Raw genomic sequence first — 19,474 nt, 5'->3', positions numbered from 1 at the left:
AATGCCTTTGATATATATGTTTATTTCAAAGATATTTTTTTGCTCCTACTCCAATCAGAGTAAATATTTTTACCCTTATACGTATAATATGTCCTTATTTTTACTCTATAAGTTTTTTTCTTTTTTAATTTTCTTATAGTATTATTTAATTTTGTGGATTTAATTGTTTTTATTCTCCACTTTTTGCCATCTTGTTTATATTTTATTTGATAACCTGTTGTTCCACCTGTTTTAGATACAACAATTTTAAATGACTTTGATGAAATCTTAAAAAGTTTAAATACATTTAACGATTCTTTGCTATGTCCTAATTTAAAACTATATGTTCCAAGGTCATTAAAACACCTTATAAGCTTTAGGTAATATGTTCCCTTGCCAACCTCTATATCATATGAATATTTTTTTCCACTATATGTGTAATGTTCTATAATACTATTATTATTGCTATCTACAACAGATACTAGAAGTTGATCTATATTATTTGTAAAATCAAGTTGTAACGTTCCCTTTTTAGGTGAATATATTTTATAGTAATCATATGTTTCATCCATTGACATCTGACCATTTATTTTAGTTTCGTATGGAACAGAAGATACAGATTTTAAATCTGATTTGAAATTATTACTATATCCAAATGTTTCGTAAGCTGGCGAAAATGAACATTCAAATCTATATTTTATATCCCCATATGCATAACGAACAACATCAATATAATACGTTCCCTTATTTACTGATATATTAAAAGGTTCGTCCCCATATCCACAATGAAAATTTGGTTCTAATTTATTACCATTTTTATCAGAAATATAAACATCTAAAGCATCCGAAACATTCATGTCAAAATAAACTGTTCCAGTTTGTTCTACCTTTACTATGTATGTGTCGCACACATTTTTATCACTAATTTTTCCTGAATAAACTTTTCCCATGCTAATTTGAGGATATTCCTTAGCATTAACAATATGATTTGACATACAATAAAATGTACACATCATAATAATTAAAATTAACAATTTTCCTGATTTTTTCATAATTAAACACTCCTTAACTTTTTTAACATTATACTCAATATATTGAGTATAGTCAATGAATTAAGTATGTTATCTTACCCTTAAAGATTTAAGGAGGTGTAAGTTTGATTTCATACGAACCACTTTTTGAAACTATGTACAAGAAAAATATCACAGAATATAATCTTATCTTTAAACAAGGAATGTCTGCTAACACTATCCACAGAATAAAGAAAGGCTTGCCATGTACTACTGAAACTTTGGATGCATTATGTTTTATTTTAGACTGTGAAGTAAGCGATGTAATTAAACATGATAAAACTAGGTAAAAAAAAACTAGAAGCTAACTACTTCTAGTTTTTTTGAGCGTATTCTCTTTAATTGGTCGCAAATCGGTCGCAATTCTCGACTTTAATTATCTCAATCCCTTATAAATAAAGGCTTTTATTTATCCAACTGCTTCATTGTTGGGACGTCGTCTGGCAATTATTCACAGAGCTTCATATTAAACTATACTAATATAAAATTATATAAATAGACTATTCGTAATCCTTCATTTTTAATTAATATTCTATCTATTTTGTTGTCAAATTGATGTCAATCGGAAAATTTGATGTCAAATTCCCAATTATACTTCTTAAAAAACATCTAATTTCACAGATAAATTTTCAAAAGACTCTTTCTTCTTTTCATCTGTAGCTTCCGCATATATATCCATTGTTGTTTCAATGTTTCTATGTCCCATAATAGACTGAATAACTTTCAGATTAGTTTCCTGTTCACATAGCCTTGTTGCAAATGTGTGTCTAAGAATGTGACATGAAAAATATGGTAATATTAACGGATTCCTTTTTTCTCTTGCTGCAGTGATTTCTTCTTCATTATTATAATTAGTTACAATTCTTTTTATTGCTGAATTCACTGCTTGTTGATTCAGAATATTTCCGAATCTGTTTTGAAAAACAAAACCACTTACGCCATCTATAACAGTCTCATTAAATCCATTCTCTTGTTGATCCTCTTCTTCTAATTTTAGAGCATCATACACAACATCAAGCATTGGAATTGTTCTAATACCTGCCTCTGTTTTTGGAGTAGACAGCGTTGACACACATTTATTCTTTTCTGCCGACTTATAATTTGCAATACTATGATTAATAGTAATCATTTTATTTTCAAAATCCAAGTCATCCCATCTTAATGCAATAGCTTCCCCAATTCTACATCCTGTACCTAGCAAAAATGTGAATAATGGCCACCAGTGATAATACACCGGACTATTTGCAATATAATTCATAAATGCTCTTTGCTGTTCAATTGTCAGTGCATGCCGAATACCTCTGTTTTTACCAGATTTTCTATTTACCTCTTTCATTGCGCCTGTAGCAGGATTCTTTCTTATTATGTCATCCCTTACCGCCAACTCAAAAGTTGGATGCAAAAGACAATGAATTGAATCCAAAGTTCCAAGGGCAATATTCTTATCTTTCAATAAGTATAGATAATATTGCACTACATCTGAATATTTAATGTCTGCGATTTTCTTTTTACCAAAATCTTTTCTCACGAAATGGTTATAAGTATATATATATCCGCTCCTTGTAGAATCCTTTAGATGCTGTTTCAAGGAAATGTACCTATCAAATACAAAATTGATTGAAGCATTTCCTGCTGTGTACACATCTAAGCCATCTAACTGAGCCTTTAATAGTTCTTGTTCCTTTTTCCTAAGAGATACAAGGTCATTAGCATAAATGTATTTTCGCTGTCCCAATGGATTAGTGTACGTATAAACATAACGACCATCTTTTCTATAAACCTCACCTGATTTAAGTGTTCTACCTCTAGGATCTTTTCTATTTGCCATAAGTTCCTCCTTAATAAGAAAGAGCTCATACTATTTATCTCTTGATAATATTTCCTCAAGACCTTTCGTTGCGACTTTTGTCATAGACTCATTATGTTTTTCGGTATACTGCAATAACCTTTGATACATCTCATCTGAAATGCGAATACTAAGAACCTTGTCTTTAGTTTTCTCTAACTTAGGTCTTCCTTTATTTGCCATATTGCATACCTCCATGCGTTTATTATATATTTTGTATGACAAAAAATCAACTATTAAATAGTACAAACTCTTTAATGTTCTATATTAACTTTTTTATTTCTAAAATTCTCTAAATGTTTCTAAAAATTTTTCAAATACTTCGCAATTGACTAAAGCCATTCCATCTATCTTATACACAGCTCCAGCTTCCTTTGCCAACGCTTGAAACTTTGTCATCCCTATACTATATAGGTCTGAACCTTCTTTATATCTAACAAATTTTTTTGCCATTGCTTTTCCTCTAACTGAAACCTTGCCTGCTTCTGTCATCTATATCGCCTCCTTCATTCTTACCATCGTCTCCACCATGTCTGCATAAAGAACTAAACATTGTTCCCGCTCATCAAATGATAGCTTACTCAAATTATCTTCAAGTCTGTCTTTCGTTCCGTGCTTGATTCCAAGTATAGTATTAGCATCCGTATCATATGCTTCAATAAATTTGTAAAGCATATTTACTGTTAGATTTCTGCACCCTCTCTCTAATTGTCTAATATGTGACTCACTACAATCCACCATATCTCCTGCTTCACCGGGAGATATATTTAGTTTTGTTCTTATTTCTTTTAGTTTGTCTCCAACTGCTAATTTATTGTATTTCATTTTTACCTCAATTCTGTTAGTTATGTTTTCTAGCATCTGTTTATTTTGTTGAAATACATTACTAGTAATGTTTGTTATAAATGAACACTTACATTTTCATAAGTTAGCACGCCTGCATCTCTAATGACTGTTTACCACAACAGAGGAAACGCCTTAATTTCCATCTCATTAGTAACTTCTTTTGATCTGACCGTCGTCAGTATAAGTTTGAATTGCTACGATGACTACATCACCGATTACGGCATAAGCAAATCTAGCCATTACTGGCAGAAGTTTTTTCTTATTATCTGTAAGTCTGTGTCATTGGGTTGGTAATCAATGACTATGTAATTATTCTATGTTAAATAAGAAGATATTCGTACACACGAAATTGTGGAATTTAATAATAATCCCCACAAATTTTAGTGGGTAATTCTAAATTCAATAAAAAAAGAGCCAATTTGCACTGGCCCTAATTTTAAGACAGATTGTTTTATAATTCCTTTATTGAAAAATATAAAATCATATCACAACCTATTATTCTTATTTTATCTAATTTTAAAATGCTTACTGGAACGTTGAATTTGATAAATTTTCGAAACTTGGATATCTTATATAACACTGCATCCATTATTTCATCCCTGTGTTGTTTAATAAATTCTATCGAATATGTGCCTTTAAAAACCTCAACACTAACAAAATCAAATGTTTTTTCATTAGGATTATCTATGTCTCTTGAAACTATAATACCTGATTCTCTAATGAACATATATTTAAGTGCTGGATATTCTTCTTTCTGCTTCCTTTCCTTTTCGACTCTCTCTCTATTCTTTGCGTATGTTTGCCTGTTTGAATGTCTTTTATACAATGCCATATATATTAAGTCCATCGGATTTTCCTCTTCCCTAAGCATTCTTGCATTATATGCGGTATAACATGTAGGATTTTTATATTCCACAAAATCATAAATTGCATCTGCAAATTCATCTTCGTATTCCATTTTACGAGCCTCTTTTTTATATTCATCTCTAATAAATATATCGTCACCTTCTCTTCCAATATATTTACTTAAAACTGTTAAAGCCTCATTCAGTTCATCTTCTGTTACATTCTTACAATACTCTTTATATTTTTTTGAATACTTATCTACTACTCCCTTTGTTGTCAAAACTATCACTCCTTGTATTTATATTGTATACTTAAATACTTTTCATCTTTATAATCTCTTTCACTTCTTTAAAAGTAAAGAGCCACTTTTTGTGACTCTTTACACTAACACTATAATACCATTATGTATTTTATTTTAATACTAATTGTATATAAAAATTTTCAATAGGCAAGTCTTATCTTCATTATTCTTTCAACTATTTCATAAATAGCTTTATTGGTCTTCATGTCGTTCTGTTCAAGCAATCGCATAATCTGTACATCATAATAATTGTCGTTAGTATTACCAATTAAATAATCTGCTGACTTTTGATATATTATACACATCTTTTTTAACACTTCTGATGGTACAGGTGCTCCATGTTCATATCTTGCAAGTGTATTAATATGAATATCTAGCTTCTCTGCAGCTTTTTCCTGCGTTAATTTGCTTTCCTCTCGACTTTCTTGAAGCCTATTACCTACTTTGTCACTGTCGTAATAATCCTTTCTAACCGGGTCTGACCCGGATTTCATAATGTCTATCTTCAAATGTGTTGTCTCCTTTTGTTATAATACAAATTTAATGTTTTAAGTTTGTACTCACAAAGGATGGGAAACTTTTCCTTGTAAGTGATTGCTAATTAACTACGCCTGTTTAGCAACACATAGTAACTAGTTAATTTGCTGATCTTTTACCTTGGTTAATTTCCGTCTAACACTCCTATTTCAATACTGTTATCGCTCTAGGGCATGTTGGATATCTTCTTATATATCCTAACTTTTCAAGTGCCTTTAAATGTCCAGCTATAGAAGATGTAGAAGTAAAACCTGTTTTTTCGCACAACTCTCTTACGGTTGGTGCAAAACCAAATTCTTTAATAAAGTCTATGATGCATTCATAGGTCTTTAACTGTCTGTCTGTTAACTGACTTGTATAAGCCATCCTGGTTCACCTCCTAATATTAAGTTTCTCTGATACTACTGTTTAATTTTCTTTTACAAATTGCAAACAAATCTATGTATGCAATTCTTTGCTTCATACTTATTTCCAGATCAAAGTACAATCGAATATGTGTTCGATTTCTTTAAGCATTGTAATTATATTACTTTTAAACTGATATGTAAATACCCAAATTTGCAAATATACATTCATATGCTTTATATGCTAAAACGCTGATGTCATCTTAAACACCAGCGTAAAAAACAATACATAATACATTATTCTAGATTTCTTTTGGCTTTACTCTTTCACATTTCCATATATTGCTCATCACAACGACTAATTCATATAATATAGCCTGTTCAGCAATCTTAGGATTTGGATCTTTAGCAATTGGAGATACTGCCACTCTTTTTGCTAAGGCTCTCTGTATTTCATGTTCGTATATAGGATCTGCAATGAATGTTACACCTGACTGTACCTCTCGTACTTCTACATTTATGAGTTTCATTCCTGCTACAAAAATAGTTTGTTCTATATAATCTAGAGCATCATACACATTCTTGTCTATAAATATAACATCTGCAGTATGTGCCAGTTGCATTATTAATTTGCCATATCCTACGTCATCTAAACTATTTGTTGGAACTATGCCCCAAAATTCACATCCACTTTCACTTTCGCAAACTTCAAATCCCTGCTCCTTGGCAATTGTACACATTTCAGCAAATTCTTCATATGTTTTTTGTTCTAGCTCATCATATGTAATCACAATAGCTGCTTTTTTCCCCTTATTTGGAAATAATTCACGTTTATTCTTTTCATTTTCTCTGATTGTTCTTTCTTTTACGTTTTCAAATACTTTATTTATCTGCATATTCTTTTCCTCCTTATCTAAAGGGTGTTTCCACACCATCTAATGCTTTGTCCATCTGCATAAATTCTTCATTCATTTTTTCATATACTTTTTCTTTTTCACTTAAAATTGCATTGTACAACTCAGTTCTGAATTCCTTTGTTATCGGAAAACAAACATCTTCATATTTTTTTCCTTCATCTCCTCTGTTTACTAACTGAGACGGCATTGCTACAAAAGAACCTTTTTCACTTGTCATAACCTTAACATTATTTATGACAAAGCACTTGTTTAAATAAACCCTACCAATTGCTTCTAGGTTTGTACCTGACATTGTATTGAGTGAAATTCCAATTTGCATTTTATCATCCAGCCCTTTCACTTCATACTCGTTAACACCTTCTTTAAAGTTTTTCAGAATATTTCCATATAACTCATCTCTGAATTCTTTTGTCGTTGGATTGCAATATTCCTTGTATACTGGCTTTCCATTATCATCAACAGACTTACTTTTGTAACTCGGCATTGACACAAACAGTTCACCATTTTTATTTTCTCTTACAGTAATTCCTGTAACTATAAAACATTTATTAAATGTTACTGATGCATACGCTTTTGTACTTCTTTCTTGATTTTTTGTTTTAAAAATTCTTATACTATAATTCATTTACATTTCTCTCCTTCCAATTAATATATTCCTATTATTTCTTCTAAACATTTTCTTTCTTCCCTGTCTAACTCAATGTCGAAATGTCCCCATTTTTTACTTGAACTAAGCGCTGCTTTGTTACAAATCTTTTTAGCAATGCGACTTAACACGCACATTTCTTTCATTGATTTTAGTATTACCTTTATCTGCATTGCTTCATCTTCATTTCGCTCTTTGTCATAATTTTTCAGTTTCTTTGAATAACATTTTGCAAACTCATCATATTCATCCTGACCAATGCGCCTAGTAACAACTGTTTTCCCAGAACGTTCCCACTCATGCTGTAATGCTTGAAACAAATATCCTATTTCACGAGCTGACTCCTTATCTTTTACATGTCTCATCCTGAATCTCCTTTCATATTTTTTTCCTATTGTAGGTGCAAAATAAAAACGCCCTATCAAATACTCCATTAACTAGAATAGAATATTGATAAGGCGTTATTAAATTGTTACTTAGTATTTTCTAAGTGATGTTATAATTTTATCAGTTGTAAATTATTATGTCTAAAACTAGTATGGTCTTTATTTTGTTATTTTTGAATCTAGGATGGTCTTTTTTAGCATATACGATTATAACAACTGATTCTTAATTACAATTGGTTAACTCTAACTTCAATTATTTTTCAAGTCATTAACTTCTATTTAAATTACACAATCCCTCTAACAACAATTATATTCATACATACTCAAAAGCTTTATCAGTGTTTTTGTATCATTTCTAATCTTTTTGTTAGTCTATTTTTTTCTAATGTTATATCATTCATCTTTATATTATGTTCTTTATCTTTATAAAATATATCTTATCTCTGATTTCTGATTTTATAATCATCATTTTAAGAGTAAGTCAACTGTATATGCCCTATCTAATAACAAATTCCCTTCATCCTACTACTTTTTCTTTTATCAATATTTTAAATAATTTCAAAAGTTCCACACCTCTTAATATTTCAACTATTCAACTGTTCTGCCTAACTGCTAGGACTGCGAAGGGCTTTTACCATTTAGGAACACGTATCATCGGCAAATAACAAAAAAGCCAAGAACACTTGACTCTTTTGTTATTTTTATGTACAACCTTTCTGCTAAAACACAAAACTTACGAATATTAACCACATAGCAACATATGATATAGACGCTTGCCACCAGCAGAAATATTAGAAGTTAAAAACATTAGCCCAACACCAGCAACAGCAACAACAGCACCAACCGCCTGGAGACAGTGCACTTGCGTTGAAGTCTTTCTGGTCTTCAATTTTTTTCACAATCTTCATATTTTATTTCTCCTTTCATAGTGTGATGAAATGTTTACTACAAATTTGTATTTAATATATTACATCCAATTATCAATTTAGCAGAAAAGAAAATACCAAAAATCTTATACAACATTCTATTTAACCAAGAGAATTAGCTTATGGAAATGGCAAAATATCCTCATTGATTATTTCGCCTTCTTTCAAATATTTACTGTAACATTTATGTCCCAAAGCTGGGATACCTGCAATGAACGCAGAAGAAAATTCTTTCATATATACTTTAGAAATATAGATTCTCCTAAAGCAACTTTGCATATTCAAAACAGAACACACTGGTTCGATACTATTTTGAATGACATATTCTGCAATAGAATAATTCCTTTGTTCTTTACGTAATTTTGAAAGCTTAATCCTCTTATTTCCTTTAACAAACCAATTCAACCTATCCTTATAACAGGCCAGTCCATAGAATGAAACTGCTTGATAGAATGTTTTAAAGTTTTTAGGATCATCACCCTCATGTACTTCTAAAACTTGATTTGAAAAACTTGAGGTTATCCAATTAGGTGCATATACTATCTTTCTTGTATTATTTACAGATTGCATATACTCTTCTAAGGCGCCCACAATAGCACTTTCAATATCATTAGCGACACCTCCACCAGCATTAAAAGAATATTTTGTCATATCGTGGTCAAATGACATAGCTGTAACAACATGGAAGTTTTCCTGATCAACATTATGACGATAAAAATGAATATTTTTATCCTTAATATATTCCTCAAACTTTAATAATCTAGGATTCTCAACCTTGTCCAAAATAATCTCTTTCGGAGGTATTTTACAATACCAAGATAAATTGATTTCATGACGTTCAATAATCTCTTCAATACCATGTAATATTCCTCGTTCGGGTTCATACTGAGAGGTGAGACCTCCTGATGTTGAATATCCAATACGAGCTTCATTCTTTTCCTGCTGCACATAATACATCAAAACCAAACAGGCTGGAAAGAGAATTTCTTTCTCTGTACGGTATTCTTTCATTGGGATCCAACCAACCACACTATTATTATCAAACTTATCAAAAAGAAAATTAGACTGTTCATACTGTTTTTCAGAAAACAATGAATACTCTGCTGGATTCGCAGCATACCTGTTTTGCTTGCATAATTCATCATAAGAAGCTACGACAATATTCTTCTCTTGAACAAAATATTCAAGACAAGCCATAAATCGTTCGAAAGCCTCTCCCAACGAAGAACAGATTGCCTTATAATATGTAAAACCTTTTCCTCCAGCAAAAATAGATTCACTTAATGAAATACTTTGACTAGTTCTTCCAAGAAGATAATTAAATATAAAGTCAATATTTGCAAATTCACAGTTTCCAATAAATAATGGAAGTTCAGAAAATGGTGCAAGAACAATATCTAATTTCTTAATCAGATTAAAATAACCCAGATAAGTCATCATTTCTCTGTAATTCATGAAATCTTCGACTTGAAACTCGGCTGGTTCTGAAATTTTTCTGTGATTATACACTTTAATAATTAATCCCATTTTATCCTCACTTTCACAAGTAATACAACGGCTAAAATCGAGTAGAAAATCATTGCTAAACAATTAGCACCATTTTCCGCCCATGAAAATTCATTAATCCAAAGCATTTGAATCACTTGAATTGCATGATACATTGGAAAAACATGTGCAACCTGCTGTACAATTTTAGGCAATGATTCAACTGGAAGTGCTACACCTGACGTAAACAATAAAAACATAAAGATACCAGATGAAACTAAACTTGCTGTTCTTGTTGATTTAATCAACAAGGCTAATGAATAACCCAAAATAAAAAAGATAAACATTGTATCAAAATACGCCACAATAAACAACACTATCGATTTAAAATTCATAAACCAAGTTGCACCATAGACAATAAACGATGCGCCCATAAATAAAACGGTGGAAAGAATACAAACAATCATGAATGTCAACATAAGCGCAAGAAAATACATTCCATATGAAACAGGATAAGTTATATATCGTTTTAAAACCCCCTGATCCTTTACTTCTAAAACTGTAATTGGTACCCCCATTAACCCAGTATTTGCGAGTAAAAACACAACATTTACAGGTACAACAGTATCAATGCCAAGAATTTTCGGTCCGTACTGCGTAGCTTCAGTACCAAATGCTCCACCAAAAACGATAGTTAAAATCATTGGAAGCACAATCATAAAGAAGAGTGAAACATATTCTCTTGACAGTGCACGCATTTCCATCTTAAAAAACGGTTTAATTGTACTCATCATTTCACCTCCTCAGAATAACTTTGTCTACCTGTCATATAAAAATAAATGTCTTCCAAGTCCAAATCATGTGAAGTAATCTTCTGTTCCTTAAGAGATTCCAATACTTCTGTGGTATGATTTTTAAGATAAATATTATAGACTGTACCAGATACTTTAATCTCATATTCTGCTCCAACTTCATCAATTTTTCTTTTTACAGGCTCAAAATGTTCGTTACGCACCTTAATCAATTTTTCACATTGGCAGCATTTTTTTATTTCATTAAATGTGTCATTTGCAATTATTTTCCCTTGATCTAGCATTATAATTCTATCGGAATAGAGCCTTGCCTGATTCAAATAATGATCAGAAACAATAACAATATGTTCTTTTCCGTATTCACTGATAGTGTTCCAAATCTCATCACGACTATATGTATCAAGTCCAGATGCTGGTTCATCCAAAATCACAATGTTTTGACCAGCGAGAAACAACATCGCTGTTAAAAATCGCCTTTGCGTTCCTCCAGAAAGTGTTCTTGTTTTATTCTTATAATATTCTTCTAAATTGTATTTTTTCAAATACTCTATATCCTCAACCTTAGCACCAAAGACTTCTTTAATAAGTTGCATTTCTTCTTTTAGTTTTATTGTTTTTCGCAATCCATTTTGCTGGCAGAGAAATCCAATTTCCTTTTTTGCTTCTACAGAACCACATTGATGATTATTAATCATAACAGTCCCACCATCTGGTTTACGAAGTCCAACAATGATTTCCAATAAAGTAGTCTTGCCGCTTCCATTAGGACCTGCAATCAAGTAAACTCCCGGCTTGCTAATTGTCAAATTGATATTCTGTAATACCGTTTTACTGTATTGCTTTTTTATTCCCTCTACAACTAAGTTCATATATTCTCCCTTCTAAATTTGTGATTTTATATTATGTTTTTTAAATTAATACCTCCACAAATACCTACGATCAAATTGTAAACCGCATGAATGATTATAGCATGAAAAACATTATGAGAAACAATACTAATAATACCTAATAAAATTCCAATTATCATTTTCGATGCTACATCATATTTAGAAAAAAACATATGTGCAAGACCAAATGAAAGTGTCCCAACAAAGAGAAGAAAAAATGATATCCCCTCAAATAAACATAACGGAAATCTAAAAATCAATTCCTCTTCAATTGCAATCAAAACCGATAACAATATTTTAAAAGATGTGTCTCTATTAAATGAAAAATAATATGTAAAATCTAAAATCAGCACATCATTCAACACAATATTTTTTATCGCTAAATCAATAACATATAAAAAAATTCCCAACAACACACATAGGAGTACCGACAATATTTTCACATTAACAAATTCACTTTTTAAAGCATACAAATTACATATTATTATTAATGTAGCAATGGTAGTTATAAATGCAAAATATGAGCCCAACACCACTATACGAGACCGGATAAACTTATTAACAAATAATTCAATAGTCGGTATTATAAAAAATATCAATACATAATATTCAATCATCAACTCTTTATACCAAATGCCATCGTTGCAATCGGATAGTCATCTCTTGAAAGGCATAACAAACGTTCTAATTCATTTTCAAGAAATCCGGCAACAATGCAAGATGAAACCCCTACATATTCACCAATTATTTGTAAGTAAGATAATGCAATCCCCGCATCGACATGTACCATACGATAGGCACGTTTGTAATATTTCGGCACTATTCTTGAAAGATCAGATACTATAGCCACAACAAAATTTGAATATATTGAAAACTCATTTTGAAAATTCAGACGACCAATAATACTTCTCATATTCCCATATTCCATTTGAATTAAATCATCATTGATAAAATCATAATAATATATACCACTTTCCAAGCCTCTAACATTATTGACAAACACATATAAGTCCAAATGATTTAATCCGCCTGCACTGTTGCAGTAACGGAATGGATATTCTCTTTGATCATATGCACCTCTTGCAATTCGTTTTACCCCAAAACTATAATGGAGTAGTGTACTAAATTGCTCAAATGTAACTTCTTTATTAGCATAGTCTCGAACAGAATCTCGTCCCGAAATAAGTTTTGCCAAATCGCAATCCGGCATTGTTTTGTATGGTTTTAACGAAACACGTTTTTTTTCACTTTCAATAATCTTCGGTTTGTTATGACAAATATAGTATTCTTCATGAGCATATTTATTATAATTTTGCGTCTTAAAAGGCGTATCATCAATTATCTCGTGTAGAATAGCAAGCTGCTCAACATCTGGCAATGTGGCAATTTGTTCATTTATATTATTAATTTCTTTTTCATATTGATTTAGTCTAATTCCTTCCATTTAACCCCCCTTTCATTAGCATGAAATAATACTTAATATACTTTTTTCAACACTGTCTAACCGAAATTTTTCATTCATTGCTCTTGTTTCAAATCTACGAATTATCTTGGCGTCTGAAACACTATGTGTTATTTCCGACAAAACACGACCATAATCTATCATTGCCTCACGATATCCATACTCTCCAAAAAATAGCATCTTTCTAATCGGAACAAAAATTGGAATTACAACTATCTTATCCTCAAAATCTACCGATAGCCACTCTGAAATCTGATCAACAATTTTTTTCCCGTTTTTTTCCCACATAAACACAAAATTTTTCTGTGGCAAGTACTGATAGAAACTTCCCTCAACAAAAAACAGTAAATCAATACATGAGAAAAGTTCAGCTTGCTGTTTATTCAATGAAGACACTATATTACGAAATTTTTCAGAAAAGGATTCTAAGTATAAATACTTTTCTTCTTTTATCACATATTCTGAATCCTCAGGATGTACAGTTTTATTTCTCCATTGTACCGATTTTTCATACAATTCGATATTCTCATCCATCTCATCAGAATTCCAGAAATCAGAATTTACATGAAACAATTCAGCATAACAAGTAAAATCATCTCTCGTATATCGTGCAGAAAAATAATCTAAATTTCTTTCTGTAAATTCAAATGTATTATCATTATAAACATCATTTTCTTCTATATACCGTTTAAATGAAGCAATTTCTTCACCAGTGAAGTCTTGTTGTTTTTCATTTTCTTGTATCCAAAAATCCATTATTACACCTCAATTTCTCAAATAAAAGGATGCGTAAGATTCACATCTCCCTGACAGCTAGGACATTTAGGGAAGCGGAACAGCTTGATTTTAGAAAAATGCATTCTCTCAAAATCAAGCGAATACGCAAAGTGGTTGATAAGCGTTTCTTTACAAATAGAATTCATAATGACAATTGCCCAATCCATAAGCATCTTACTATAAATTGTAGCTTCTCTACTAACCTTGTTCTTTACTATTTCTTCCTTCATCACCTGATACTCTAGTAAATTATGGAATGTCGCCTCGCGAAGAAGTTCAAAATCATTATAGCAGCCAAATTTCTTGGGGGAAACTAACGGCAAAATGACGCCTTCATCACCATCCATATAGGCAATTACAGTTTTTTTATCATTTGCCACAATGTAAGAATTGAGCGCATAAAAAACATCCGGGCGAAAAGTATTGCTTAGAACAAGCACAATATCGCATTTATTAATTCCATTTTCTAGTTCCTGATTCGATTCAGACAACTTTTCAATATCATAAGAACCAATAGATTCAAAGTTCATTTCCTCTAATTTCCCTATCAGTAACTCTTTATTCTCGTTTCCTGTAATAACAAAAACCGTTCGCTTATCCACTTTTTTTTCAACCCGTTTTAAAACTTCAAGTTCTATAAGTTTCTCTATAAAATCATTTGATTCGTCTCCAAGGTATTTTCGAACAGTTGAATTAAAATTCTCCTCATCTACCGGATACTTTTCTTTCTCAAATATATATTCTAAAACGCCAGTACCTTTCTCATCTATAATGTCAAATGAATAATTTGACATACTTCCTTTTTTCACAAGATACTTCGACTTTGTACAGCGAAAAAACTGCAAATCTTTAAAAAGTTTAATCATTTTTTAATGTCCCTACCTTATAATAATATTTTATCTTCTAGAAAAAGTTCAAAGCTCATAACTGTGCCGTCATATGAGATATGCGACATTTCCACAATGGGATTCTTTGACATATCAAAATCTGGTCTTCTTTTCATTAACTGATTAATTCCCTCGCGAAATTCATCTTCATTGTTAGAAATAACTAATTTTAGTCCCTTTCCTATTGAAAAATTATTTTCCAGCGAGTATCGAGGGTTTTCATCTATAAATTCCAGTAACGAAGCGTTCACATCAATTGGCATATGTATCTGCATGAGCATTGTCTTTTTTACATGATTATTTTTTATAACTCTGCTTATCACAATATTTTTGTGCTGTACTCCAATTTTGTGGAGCCGTGGCATGAGCATATCAATCTCTCGCTTAATAGTTTGAGGTCGTGTGACTTCTCTTTCGAAAAAAAGCAAGTTATTAAAAATCATTTCTTCTGTCTCAACTAATAATGCCATAATCCACCTTTCCCCAATCTATATTCAAATTTATATCTATAAATTGGTTTTGAGTTTCTCGAGAATATACATTTATTTACAGGATGAAATAGACATTAATAAATGAAACTGCAAAACGACTTTTCTGCCACATACCTTCCATTCTTATCCAGCTATTTTTCCTGACCTTCTTTTAATTAATCTATCAACTTTTTTTATCACACGACTTACCTAGCGACAGAAAACCATTTTAAACTTAATGATTTTCGTGCATTGCCAATATCACCACCTTGTCACGTTGTCATATAAAACTATATTGATTATGTCAATTATATCTATATACTAGGTAAATCAATCTCTTATCATTAATTTACTGTCGCGAGATAAACAGTTTAAGAACACAAATACTTACTCGATACAATCCTGTTATTTTTTCAATTAAACAACAGTAACTATATTATACATTACTTATTTTCTTTTCTGTTTTAAATGTCATAATTTGTCGTTTATCTGTAACGAAATGCACATTATTGTTATTTTTTTGGAATTGTTATAAAACGACAGTTAATTTTATATGCGAAATTGCTTTTATTATTTTAAGAAATTAATCACATATATATTCTAAAAAATATTATTACTGCTTTAAACTAGATAGTAAAGTTTTATAATATTTTTAACAACAAATATCGATTAACCTATTTATCATAAAATGTCTATTTACAAACTTTATTTTATCCGACTCTTTATCAAACATAATTAGCATATATTGATATCTTGTCTTAGTTAAACATGCAGTAAGCACTCAATAGTGAGCCCCTATAAAATTTCGGTCACTCACTCTGAGCAGATTTTTTATTTGTGTCTTGCATCGCATAAAAAAACAGAGTATATACCATCTACATACTCTGCCTCAATAAATCATACATATCAATAATAAGATAACACTCTATAAATTCCGATTTTCAAGATATCATTCCATATAAACTTACATCAACCTCAAATTTTTCTCCCTTATCTGCAAATTCTACATAACCATCATACTTCTTTACAATAGACTCTATACTTGATACACCAATCCCATGATTATGAACATCACGTTTGCTACTTTTACTAATATTTGCTAGCTCTTTATTTTTAGTATTACATACTTTAATAAACAATACATTCTTTTGGCGAAATATATCTATCTTAATCCATCTTCTATCTTTATTAATCCTCTCACATGCTTCTATTGCATTATCTAATATATTTCCTAACAAAATTCCTGCATCCTTATAATCCAAACTCACAGATTTTGGAACCTTAATATCAATCTCTGTTTTTATCTCCAAACTTTCTGCCTGACTAATTTTATTGTTAATTATTGTATTAATAACCACATTAGATGTATATATTTTTTTATCACTATTATCCAATTCCTGCACAATTTTTCTGATTTCCTCTGAAATTTTATTTTTTTCTTTATAACTTCCGCATATCGCTAACAACATATTTTTTAAATCATGCTTTATCTTTTGAACTTCTCTGCTACTCTTTTCCACTTCCTGATAATATTCTTCTTTTGCCTCTGCTTCCTGTAATAACATTTCTTTTTGATAATTATCCGATAATGTATCTATCACTTTAAAAAACATTTTAACCATCAAAATATTACTGGTAATTGTCATAATAATTATCACCAGACACATTATATTGACCAGATTATTCTTACTATTTTGAATAATATTGATAGCCATACAACATATGACAAGACTTGAAAACGGAATAATAACTAGAAATTTGCCTGTGCTAAAAGACAATTTGGGAAGATTTATTTTCTTAATGCTACAGACAGCGTAAACAATCAGAAAACGAATAAATTCACAGATAAAAGAACTACCATAATAACGGATAAAATACGGAATCACTTCTCCTGAAACATTTAAAATCAAAAAACCTATAAGTTCTGCTACAATTCCAAATCCTATATATAAAACCGGCAGGATGATATGATAAGAAATACTATATGAAAATGAAAGACTATACAGATAAATCATTAATATACATAAAATAAGATTTACTCTCTGACTCTGAAACTGATTAGCTGCACTCATTAATATGATACAGCTAAAAAAAAGACTAACACAATATTTCCTTTCAATATTTCTTTTTTCACTAAAAAAATTAAAGTATCTAAAAATAATTAAATAATCAATTACATTTATTATTAAATCCAAAAATATACTCATACAAGCCCCCTTAAATAGTCAAAATGTTTTTTCTTGAGTTCTTTTCTATAATTTCTACTTATATATAATTTCTTACCATCCTGCAATATTACATTATCTCCAGCAATGCTTTCAACATTTGAAATATTTACAATCACTGATTTATTCAACATTCCAAATATTTCACTGTCTAACTGTGACCAGACTTCTTTCAATCTCATATTACATTGATACTTTTTATCATCCATTGTATAAATGCACAATCTTCTGCCATCTTTTTCTAAATAACAAATATTTGAAAACGAAACGTTATAACTGTTTTTTCTGTATTTAAACGCAAAACTATTTCTTGACGATCCTAGATATTTTTTTGTTTTTTCTAATACCCTCTTTATTTTCTCAAATGTTAAAGGCTTCTCAATAAAATCAAATGTTATTGTTTCAAATACATCGAAAACATATTGTGAATGACTTGTCATAAAAACAATTAAGGCACTTGTATTTTTTTCTCGAATTTTTTTTGCAAAATCTATTCCTGACATTTCTTTCATTTCTATGTCTAGAATAAATACATCAAACTCCTTTTCATATTTTTCTATGTATTTATACAATTCTTCTGAACAAAAAAACACTTCATATTCTATTGTTCTATCATTAATTGTTTCAATATACTGTTCTACTTGTTCAATTACTGTTCTATCATCATCACAAATTGCAATTTTCATTTAATTCCCCTTATCCTATAAGTATGTATTACAAATATACTATCTTATAAGAATAAAATAGTCCAGACTTTATTACTTTTAATATAATGTTTTTACTAAACTATATTTGTCGTAGAACGTATTTTATATGTTTTTCTTTTACCTTAATCTTATAGTCCCTTGCAATATATAATACTTTGCCGTTTTTCAGATATAGTTCATTTTTTACAATCTCATCAATCATAGACATATTCACAACACAACTTCTATTTATTTTAACAAACATATCTGTTGGCAATCTATTTATAATCTCATCCATAGTCATATTACATTCATATATATTTTCTAATTTTTTATGAATATATGCTTTTCGCCTAATTTTTTCAATATAAACAATATCATAACAGGGAATTGCATATTTGTTTTTATTTTGCATAAATACAAAATTGTTCTTTAGAGTAAAAATATAGTTGTCAATCTTGCATATTTCTTCTTTAAACCTTTCAAACGATATAGGTTTTAATAGAAAATCAAATGTATTTACTCTAAAAACATCTAGAGCATATCTGGAATGACTGGTAATAAAAACTATTAATGAATATTGATTACTCTTCCTAATCTTTTCAGCTAATTCTATCCCTGATGTATTTGCTATTTCTATATCTAAAAAATATACATCAAAATCCATCTCATGCATATTTTTATAAAATTCTTCTGCCGAAAAATATACTTCATATTTAATAGCAACTTCTTTTATTCTTTCTATATATGATTCTATCTGTTCTACAACATATTCATTATCATCGCAAATAGCCAAACGTAACACTCTAAATCCCCCTCTTATTAATCATCTTCACAGTAGTCAAAATATTCTGAGTTAAAAAACTCATGCATTGTTATTCCTAGACCATTACATATCTTATTAATTGTTGCAATGGTTGGATTTGTCCCATTAAATATATTCTTAAGCGTAGACTTTGGGATAGCCGCAAGGGATGCTAAAGCATAATAACTAATATTCGCCTCTCCACACAAATCTGTTAATCTTCTACAAATTGCTTCATTTGAAGTCATAATAGTCCTCCCATATATAGTCCTATTAAGAATTTTACTTGTTTATTTTTCATATTAGGTCTATATATAGTCCCTTGTTTCAACAA

24 protein-coding genes are annotated in these 19,474 nt (G+C 30.2%); 1 reads left to right on the top strand and 23 read right to left on the bottom strand.

Annotated features, from left to right (window positions below):
* Positions 1-20 precede the first annotated feature (20 nt).
* On the bottom strand, positions 21-1,031 hold the full coding sequence (locus DWZ69_RS01940) for a hypothetical protein (RefSeq protein WP_118435918.1): 1,011 nt from the start codon (positions 1,029-1,031) through the stop codon (positions 21-23).
* 104 nt (positions 1,032-1,135) lie between these two features.
* On the opposite strand from DWZ69_RS01940, the gene DWZ69_RS01935 reads away from it, so the two are divergent.
* Complete coding sequence (locus DWZ69_RS01935) at positions 1,136-1,339, top strand: helix-turn-helix domain-containing protein (protein ID WP_118435916.1); 204 nt, start codon at positions 1,136-1,138, stop codon at positions 1,337-1,339.
* 308 nt (positions 1,340-1,647) lie between these two features.
* On the opposite strand, the gene DWZ69_RS01930 is transcribed toward DWZ69_RS01935, so the two are convergent.
* The 22 genes from DWZ69_RS01930 to DWZ69_RS01830 form a co-directional block, all read right to left on the bottom strand.
* A complete protein-coding gene (locus DWZ69_RS01930) occupies positions 1,648-2,877 on the bottom strand; it encodes a site-specific integrase (protein WP_118435914.1) in 1,230 nt (409 codons plus the stop codon).
* A 30-nt stretch (positions 2,878-2,907) separates the two neighbouring features.
* Complete coding sequence (locus DWZ69_RS12150; protein WP_199640856.1) at positions 2,908-3,078, bottom strand: hypothetical protein; 171 nt, start codon at positions 3,076-3,078, stop codon at positions 2,908-2,910.
* A 99-nt stretch (positions 3,079-3,177) separates the two neighbouring features.
* Positions 3,178-3,387: a DUF6462 family protein gene (locus DWZ69_RS01925; RefSeq protein WP_118435912.1), complete on the bottom strand. Its 210-nt coding sequence runs from the start codon at positions 3,385-3,387 to the stop codon at positions 3,178-3,180.
* On the bottom strand, positions 3,388-3,720 hold the full coding sequence (locus tag DWZ69_RS01920; RefSeq protein ID WP_158573345.1) for a helix-turn-helix transcriptional regulator: 333 nt from the start codon (positions 3,718-3,720) through the stop codon (positions 3,388-3,390).
* 472 nt (positions 3,721-4,192) lie between these two features.
* Positions 4,193-4,867, bottom strand: coding sequence for a hypothetical protein (locus DWZ69_RS01915; protein WP_118435910.1), 675 nt, complete (start codon positions 4,865-4,867; stop codon positions 4,193-4,195).
* Positions 4,868-5,028: 161 nt separating this feature from the next.
* A complete protein-coding gene (locus tag DWZ69_RS01910) occupies positions 5,029-5,397 on the bottom strand; it encodes a helix-turn-helix transcriptional regulator (protein ID WP_118435908.1) in 369 nt (122 codons plus the stop codon).
* 172 nt (positions 5,398-5,569) lie between these two features.
* Positions 5,570-5,791 (bottom strand): LexA repressor, encoded by a 222-nt coding sequence (locus DWZ69_RS01905; RefSeq protein WP_118435906.1) that lies wholly within the window; start codon positions 5,789-5,791, stop codon positions 5,570-5,572.
* Positions 5,792-6,071: 280 nt separating this feature from the next.
* Positions 6,072-6,665 (bottom strand): hypothetical protein, encoded by a 594-nt coding sequence (locus DWZ69_RS01900; RefSeq protein WP_118435904.1) that lies wholly within the window; start codon positions 6,663-6,665, stop codon positions 6,072-6,074.
* Between the two features lie 13 nt (positions 6,666-6,678).
* On the bottom strand, positions 6,679-7,311 hold the full coding sequence (locus DWZ69_RS01895) for a SpoVG family protein (protein ID WP_118435902.1): 633 nt from the start codon (positions 7,309-7,311) through the stop codon (positions 6,679-6,681).
* Positions 7,312-7,331: 20 nt separating this feature from the next.
* Positions 7,332-7,697: a hypothetical protein gene (locus DWZ69_RS01890; protein ID WP_118435900.1), complete on the bottom strand. Its 366-nt coding sequence runs from the start codon at positions 7,695-7,697 to the stop codon at positions 7,332-7,334.
* A gap of 1,067 nt (positions 7,698-8,764) precedes the next feature.
* Entirely contained in the window at positions 8,765-10,171 is a 1,407-nt protein-coding gene (locus DWZ69_RS01885; RefSeq protein WP_118435898.1) for a YcaO-like family protein, read from the bottom strand.
* On the bottom strand, positions 10,162-10,923 hold the full coding sequence (locus DWZ69_RS01880) for an ABC transporter permease (RefSeq protein ID WP_199640855.1): 762 nt from the start codon (positions 10,921-10,923) through the stop codon (positions 10,162-10,164). Before DWZ69_RS01880 ends, DWZ69_RS01885 begins: the two co-directional genes overlap by 10 nt.
* Positions 10,920-11,810, bottom strand: coding sequence for an ABC transporter ATP-binding protein (locus DWZ69_RS01875; RefSeq protein WP_118435894.1), 891 nt, complete (start codon positions 11,808-11,810; stop codon positions 10,920-10,922). Before DWZ69_RS01875 ends, DWZ69_RS01880 begins: the two co-directional genes overlap by 4 nt.
* A gap of 26 nt (positions 11,811-11,836) precedes the next feature.
* Positions 11,837-12,445 (bottom strand): CPBP family glutamic-type intramembrane protease, encoded by a 609-nt coding sequence (locus DWZ69_RS01870; RefSeq protein WP_118435892.1) that lies wholly within the window; start codon positions 12,443-12,445, stop codon positions 11,837-11,839.
* Positions 12,445-13,272, bottom strand: a complete 828-nt coding sequence (locus tag DWZ69_RS01865; protein WP_118435890.1) for a SagB family peptide dehydrogenase — start codon at positions 13,270-13,272, stop codon at positions 12,445-12,447. The genes DWZ69_RS01870 and DWZ69_RS01865 overlap by 1 nt, the downstream gene beginning before the upstream one ends.
* Before the next feature lie 15 nt (positions 13,273-13,287).
* Positions 13,288-14,046, bottom strand: a complete 759-nt coding sequence (locus DWZ69_RS01860) for a hypothetical protein (protein ID WP_118435888.1) — start codon at positions 14,044-14,046, stop codon at positions 13,288-13,290.
* Positions 14,047-14,063: 17 nt separating this feature from the next.
* On the bottom strand, positions 14,064-14,933 hold the full coding sequence (locus tag DWZ69_RS01855; RefSeq protein WP_118435886.1) for a hypothetical protein: 870 nt from the start codon (positions 14,931-14,933) through the stop codon (positions 14,064-14,066).
* A gap of 17 nt (positions 14,934-14,950) precedes the next feature.
* Positions 14,951-15,424: a hypothetical protein gene (locus DWZ69_RS01850; protein ID WP_118435884.1), complete on the bottom strand. Its 474-nt coding sequence runs from the start codon at positions 15,422-15,424 to the stop codon at positions 14,951-14,953.
* Between the two features lie 941 nt (positions 15,425-16,365).
* Complete coding sequence (locus DWZ69_RS01845) at positions 16,366-17,631, bottom strand: sensor histidine kinase (RefSeq protein WP_118435882.1); 1,266 nt, start codon at positions 17,629-17,631, stop codon at positions 16,366-16,368.
* Positions 17,628-18,335: a LytTR family DNA-binding domain-containing protein gene (locus tag DWZ69_RS01840; protein ID WP_118435881.1), complete on the bottom strand. Its 708-nt coding sequence runs from the start codon at positions 18,333-18,335 to the stop codon at positions 17,628-17,630. Before DWZ69_RS01840 ends, DWZ69_RS01845 begins: the two co-directional genes overlap by 4 nt.
* 100 nt (positions 18,336-18,435) lie before the next feature.
* Complete coding sequence (locus DWZ69_RS01835) at positions 18,436-19,131, bottom strand: LytTR family DNA-binding domain-containing protein (RefSeq protein WP_147364242.1); 696 nt, start codon at positions 19,129-19,131, stop codon at positions 18,436-18,438.
* A 26-nt stretch (positions 19,132-19,157) separates the two neighbouring features.
* On the bottom strand, positions 19,158-19,388 hold the full coding sequence (locus DWZ69_RS01830) for a helix-turn-helix transcriptional regulator (protein WP_118435877.1): 231 nt from the start codon (positions 19,386-19,388) through the stop codon (positions 19,158-19,160).
* Positions 19,389-19,474 lie beyond the last annotated feature (86 nt).

Source organism: Eubacterium sp. AF34-35BH (assembly GCF_003477765.1).
GTDB lineage: Bacteria > Bacillota > Clostridia > Lachnospirales > Lachnospiraceae > Eubacterium_G.
This window is presented reverse-complemented; position numbering and strand designations above follow the sequence as displayed.